Origin of the sequence: Paraburkholderia sp. (genome assembly GCF_035948235.1) — a bacterium.
Lineage (GTDB): Bacteria > Pseudomonadota > Gammaproteobacteria > Burkholderiales > Burkholderiaceae > Paraburkholderia.
Map to the genome: position 1 here is coordinate 1 of NZ_DASZJJ010000087.1, position 5,899 is coordinate 5,899.

5 protein-coding genes and 2 tRNA genes are annotated in these 5,899 nt (G+C 62.9%); 4 read left to right on the forward strand and 3 right to left on the reverse strand.

The annotated features are described in order from the left end of the window. Positions 1–46: 46 nt before the first annotated feature. From VG320_RS07185 to oxlT, 4 genes are all read left to right on the forward strand, one after another. On the forward strand, positions 47–505 hold the full coding sequence (locus tag VG320_RS07185) for a PAS domain-containing protein (RefSeq protein ID WP_327199443.1): 459 nt from the start codon (positions 47–49) through the stop codon (positions 503–505). A 62-nt stretch (positions 506–567) separates the two neighbouring features. Then, positions 568–2,133, forward strand: a complete 1,566-nt coding sequence (locus VG320_RS07190; protein ID WP_327199439.1) for a Re/Si-specific NAD(P)(+) transhydrogenase subunit alpha — start codon at positions 568–570, stop codon at positions 2,131–2,133. A 9-nt stretch (positions 2,134–2,142) separates the two neighbouring features. Beyond that, on the forward strand, positions 2,143–3,537 hold the full coding sequence (locus tag VG320_RS07195; protein WP_327199440.1) for an NAD(P)(+) transhydrogenase (Re/Si-specific) subunit beta: 1,395 nt from the start codon (positions 2,143–2,145) through the stop codon (positions 3,535–3,537). Between the two features lie 50 nt (positions 3,538–3,587). Continuing rightward, positions 3,588–4,913 (forward strand): oxalate/formate MFS antiporter, encoded by a 1,326-nt coding sequence (gene oxlT / locus VG320_RS07200; protein ID WP_327199441.1) that lies wholly within the window; start codon positions 3,588–3,590, stop codon positions 4,911–4,913. Positions 4,914–4,933: 20 nt separating this feature from the next. On the opposite strand, the gene VG320_RS07205 is transcribed toward oxlT, so the two are convergent. From VG320_RS07205 to VG320_RS07215, 3 genes are all read right to left on the reverse strand, one after another. Next, positions 4,934–5,395 carry a hypothetical protein gene (locus VG320_RS07205; protein WP_327199442.1) on the reverse strand — a complete coding sequence of 154 codons (462 nt, stop codon included), beginning with the start codon at positions 5,393–5,395 and terminating at the stop codon, positions 4,934–4,936. A 6-nt stretch (positions 5,396–5,401) separates the two neighbouring features. Next, positions 5,402–5,488: transfer RNA gene (locus VG320_RS07210), tRNA-Leu, on the reverse strand. A gap of 317 nt (positions 5,489–5,805) precedes the next feature. Beyond that, positions 5,806–5,892, reverse strand: a tRNA-Leu gene (locus VG320_RS07215). Between the last annotated feature and the right edge of the window lie 7 nt (positions 5,893–5,899).

Here is a 5,899-nt window from a genome sequence, read left to right on the forward strand (position 1 = left end):
TCTTTCGTTCGCCCATCAAGAAGCTGTTCCCCACACGGTCCACGCCATGTCATCCGCCATCGACTTCGCCCAGCTTGCCGACGCCATTGGCGACGCCATTGTCATTTCGGACGCCGCCGGCGACATCACTTACTGGAATCCCGCCGCGACTCGCATGTTCGGATATACCCGCGAGGAAGCGCTAGGCCAGACGCTCGACCTCATCATTCCGGAACGCCTGCGCGGGCGGCACTGGGAGGGGTATCACAAGACCATGGCGAGTGGACAGACGCGCTATGGCAACGACGTGCTGCGTGTGCCTGCTGTCGACAAAAGCGGACGCGCCTTGTCCATCGCTTTCACGGTCGCGCTGCTGCACGATCCGCAGGGCGCGTTGAACGGCATCGTCGCCGTGATCCGTGACGAGACCGCGCGCTTCCAGGAAGAGCGCAATCTTCGCAAGCGCGTCACGGAGCTGGAAGCGCAGGCTCAAGCTCAAGCTCAAGCTCAAGCGCAGCAGTCCTGATTTTCTACGGCCGCATGTGGGCCGCGTGGTGCATAGAACATAACGATCAGGAGACACTCGGCATGGCGATGACCATCGCGATACCGCGCGAGACTTTCCCGGACGAACGGCGCGTGGCCGCCACGCCCGAAAGCGTCGCGCATCTGCTCAAGCTGGGCTATGTGGTCGAAGTAGAGGCCGGTGCGGGCGAGCAGGCTTCGTATATCGACGATGCGTATCGGGCCGCCGGAGCCTGCATCGTCGACGATGCGCTTGAACTCTGGAGCAGTGCGGACATCGTGCTCAAGGTGCGTCCGCCTTCGATCGACGAAGCGCAGCGCCTGAAACACGGCGCGACGCTGATCGGCTTCATCTGGCCCGCGCAACAAGGCGCGCTGCTCGACGTGCTCGCGGCGCGTGGCGCAACGGTGCTGGCGATGGATTGCGTGCCGCGTATTTCGCGCGCCCAGAAGCTGGACGCATTGAGTTCGATGGCGAACATGGCGGGCTATCGCGCCGTGGTGGAAGCGGCGCAATACTTCGGGCGCGTTTTCACCGGGCAGATCACGGCGGCGGGCAAGATGCCGCCCGCGAAGGTGCTGGTGATCGGCGCGGGCGTGGCGGGTCTGGCTGCCATCGGTGCGGCGCGCGGGTTGGGTGCGATCGTGCGCGCATTCGATACACGGCCCGAAGTCGGGCAGCAGATCGAGAGCATGGGCGCGGAATTCCTGACCGTCGAAATCGAAGAGGAAGGCGGCGGTGCGGGCGGCTACGCGAAGCAGATGAGCGCGAAGTTCATCGAAGCGGAAATGGCCTTGTTCAAGGCTCAGGCCGCCGAGGTCGACATCATCGTGACGACCGCGCTGATACCGGGCAAGCCTGCGCCACGGCTGCTCGATGCGCAGACTGTTGCGTGTTTGCGGGCCGGGAGCGTGATTGTCGACCTGGCGGCGGAGCAGGGCGGCAACTGCGAACTGACGCGCGCGGGCGAGGTGGTGCGCGCGAACGGCGTCACGATCGTCGGCTATACGGATTTGCCCAGCCGGATGGCGAACCAGTCGAGCCAGCTCTATGCGACCAATCTTCGGCATCTGCTCACAGATCTCACAGTCGATAAGGATGGCGAATTAAAAATCGACATGAGCGATGTCGTGCAACGGGGCACGACGGTGATGCTTGAAGGTGAGTTGTGCTGGCCAGCGCCGCCCGTGCAAACGGCGGCGGCGCCAGCCCCGGCTGCGGAGAAGTCCGCGCCGTCGCCCTCGCGTGATCCAGCGCATGAAGCGACGACAGCCGCGCGTCAACGCGGCATCGGCGGCGTGGTTGCACTCGCGTTGATCGCGGCGGCTTTGCTTGCGCTGGGGGCCGTCGCGCCGCCTTCGTTCGTCGCGCACTTCACCGTGTTCGTGCTGGCCGTATTCGTCGGTTATCAGGTGGTATGGAACGTCACGCCCGCGCTGCACACGCCGCTCATGAGCGTGACCAATGCTATCAGCGGCATCATCGTGATCGGCGCGCTGCTCCATCCGGCAGGGACGAATGCGCTTGCGAGCGTGCTCGCGGGCGTGGCGCTGGTGGTCGCGACGATCAATATCGCCGGGGGCTTTCTGGTGACCCAGCGCATGCTGAAAATGTTCCAACGAACCTGAGGAGACGTCATGCTGAACGGAATCGGCAATATGGCGTGGCTGGGTGCGGCGACGCTATTCATCCTCAGTCTGCGTGGACTGAGCCATCCTGCGAGCGCACGGCGCGGCAATGTGTACGGCGTGTGCGGGATGACGATCGCGGTGCTGGCCACGTTGCTGGTGACGCGCGGCGCGAGTCTGGGTGTCGCTGTCGGCGCGGCGCTCGTGGGCGGCGGCATTGGCGCGTGGCTCGCACGGCGCGTGGAGATGACGCAGATGCCACAACTCGTGGCGGTGCTGCATAGTTTTGTGGGTCTCGCGGCGACGCTGATCGCCTTCGCCAATGCGCTTTCGCCGGCAGCGGCATCGAGTGGGGTCGAGCGCGCGATTCACGATACGGAGATTTACGTCGGCGCCTTTATCGGCACGATTACTTTCGCGGGCTCGATCGTCGCGTTTCTCAAGCTGCAAGGTACCGTGGGCGGCAAGCCACTCGTGTTGCCCGCGCGGCACTTCATGAACGCGGTGGCGCTGGTTGTGTGCATCGCGCTTGGTTATGTCTTCGTGAGCACGACGGATAACGCACAGGCGCTCATGGCGCTAGGCGTCATGTGTGCAATCGCGGTGGCGCTGGGCGTACACCTCGTGATGGCGATCGGCGGGGCCGACATGCCTGTAGTCGTGTCGATGCTCAACAGCTACTCCGGGTGGGCGGCCGCTGCCACGGGCTTCATGCTCGACAACGATCTGCTGGTGACGACCGGCGCGCTGGTGGGGTCGAGCGGCGCGATTCTGAGCTATATCATGTGCCGTGCGATGAACCGCAGCTTTGTTTCAGTGATCCTGGGCGGCTTCGGCGCGGTGGCCGCCACGACGAGCGCCGCACCCGAAGGCGAGGTGGTCGCGACCACCGTGGAGGAAGTCGGCACGCTGCTGCGCGACGCCGCAGAGGTTGTGATCGTGCCAGGATACGGTATGGCGGTGGCGCAGGCGCAAGGCACCATCAGCGAAATCACGAGGCGTTTGCGCGCGCAGGGCGTGCGTGTGCGCTTTGGCATCCATCCTGTGGCGGGGCGTTTGCCGGGACACATGAACGTGCTGCTGGCCGAAGCGAAAGTCCCCTATGACATCGTGCTGGAGATGGACGAGATCAACGAGGATTTCACCCATACCGACGTCGTGCTCGTGATCGGCGCGAACGACATCGTCAATCCGGGCGCGCAGGAGGACGAGGGCAGCCCGATCGCCGGCATGCCGGTGCTCGAGGTATGGCGGGCGCGCACCGTGGTGGTCTCGAAGCGCAGCATGGCGACGGGCTACGCGGGCGTGGACAATCCGCTATTTTATAAGGACAACACACGAATGTTGTTCGGCGACGCGAAAGGCAGCGTCGACGCGCTGCTAAGACAGCTCGAAACGGCTTGATGTTGCCTGGGGGCGCCGCCCCACAGGTCAATCAATGGAGAGAAACAACCGTGCCACACACCGATCGCATCGACGCCGTCTATACGGCGCGACGCCATAACCGCTGGGTGCAGCTCGTCGCGGGCATTGCCTGCATGGGGCTCGTCGCCAATCTGCAGTACGCGTGGACGCTGTTCGTCGTGCCGATGGATGCGCGTCATCACTGGGGGCAGGCCGCGATCCAGTTGGCGTTCTCGCTTTTCATCGTGACGGAGACGTGGCTCGTGCCGGTGGAGGGCTGGCTCGTGGACCGCTTTGGCCCGCGTCCCGTTGTGATGGGCGGCGCCTGTTGCGTGGCGCTGGGCTGGCTGCTCGATGCCTGGGCGCCGGTTTTGCCGGTGCTCTATGTGGCGGCGGTGATTTCGGGCATCGGTGCGGGCTGCGTGTACGGCACCTGTGTCGGCACCGCGCTCAAGTGGTTTCCGGACCGGCGCGGACTTGCGGCGGGGATGACGGCGGCGGGCTTCGGCGCGGGCGCGGCGCTCACCGTGATTCCGATCTCGCGCATGATCCAGCACGCGGGCTATGAGGCCGCTTTCGTTTTCTTCGGACTCCTGCAGGGTGTGCTAATTCTGGCGCTTGCGCTGGTGATGGTTCGCCCAAAGCCGCCTGCTTTCGCGGCGCGCGTAAAGCGCGTTGTCGCGACGAAAACGGATTACACCACGCAGCAGATGGTTCGCGCGCCGCTGTTCTGGGTGATGTATGGGATGTTCGTCTGCGTGGCGACGGGCGGCATCATCGCCACGGCGCAGATCGGGCCGATTGCGAAATCGTACGGATTCGCCACGATGCCGGTCGCTTTCATGAGCGTGTCTTTGCCGCTGCTGACGATGACGCTGTCGATCAACAATCTCTGCAATGGCTTCACGCGGCCGCTGTGCGGGTTGATTTCGGATCGCATCGGCCGCGAGAACACGATGTTCATCACGTTTCTCGGCGAGGGGTTGGCATTGCTGGGGCTGCGCTACTTCGGCCACGACCCGTATCTTTTCATGCTGTTTTCCGGGCTCGTGTTCCTGTTCTACGGCGACATCTTCTCGAACTTCCCGGCAACCTGCGCCGATACTTTCGGCGCGCGCTATGCGGCGGGCAACGCAGGCACGCTTTATACGGCGAAGGGCACCGCTGCGCTGCTCGTGCCGGTGGCGACGCTGCTCGCGTTGCACGGCGGCTGGAACAGCGTATTCGAGTTCGCCGCGTGTATTGCCATGTTGGCGGGCGTGTGCGCAAAAGTCGTGTTGCAGCCGATGCGACGGCGCTGGATTTTCCAGTCGGCCGCGCCCGAGGCGCATCCGGAACCTGCGTTCAATGCGGCGCCGCTGGGGTCGCGAGACTAATCGCGGGTCTGACGCAGCGTTCAGATCGCCGCTTTGCCACGGCGGCGCGTAGCGGCTGCGCATGCCTTACCTGCGCGGGAACGTAGTGCACGCACGAAACTCATCGCAGGCGAGCTTGCGCGCACGCGTGAGCGCCGAACCCGCCGGGTATCGGTGCGAGCCTGCTGGCGACGTGGGTCTTGCTCGTCGGGGAATGTGGCTTCGGCGAGCGAGCCGTAGCGGCCTTCGTTTTGACCGCGCTCGATCCAGTTGGCTGGCAGTCGCGTTGCGATCAGCCAGGTTGCCGTGGCGCCGAAGCCAACCGCAACGATCGCGGCGATGACGACGATTTCCATCCAGTCTCCGTTCCTTTGGATAACGACTTGCTCATTCGATGCAATGTATACAGTCGAATATAGCGTATCGAGACAAATGAGGAAAAGATGAGCGGGGGAGAGTGAAGCAGAAATGAAAAAAGCCAGCTTATAGCTGGCTTTTTTCATGAATCTTGGTGCCCAAGAGAGGACTCGAACCTCCACAGTGTTGCCACCGCCAGGACCTGAACCTGGTGCGTCTACCAATTCCGCCACCTGGGCAAGGTGTCGCTTACTACTTGCTGCTGCGCTGTGTCGTGCAGCAGAGAACGAGATTCTAGCGTATCTGTAGAGCCTGTCAACAGATATTTTCAAAAAATCTTCACATCGCAGAAGATGTGCGTCCTCACGCGTCGAAACACGAGAGAGAAGGACTCTCATCTGCAGTGAGAACGCAAAGCAAAGGCCGGGCAGAACATGATGTACTTCTGCCCGGCCTGAAGCATTTCGATGCCGATGCAACCAAAATCGCGTTCGAAACGAAACAAAACGCCAGAAATGAAAAAAGCCAGCTTATAGCTGGCTTTTTTCATGAATCTTGGTGCCCAAGAGAGGACTCGAACCTCCACAGTGTTGCCACCGCCAGGACCTGAACCTGGTGCGTCTACCAATTCCGCCACCTGGGCAAGGTGT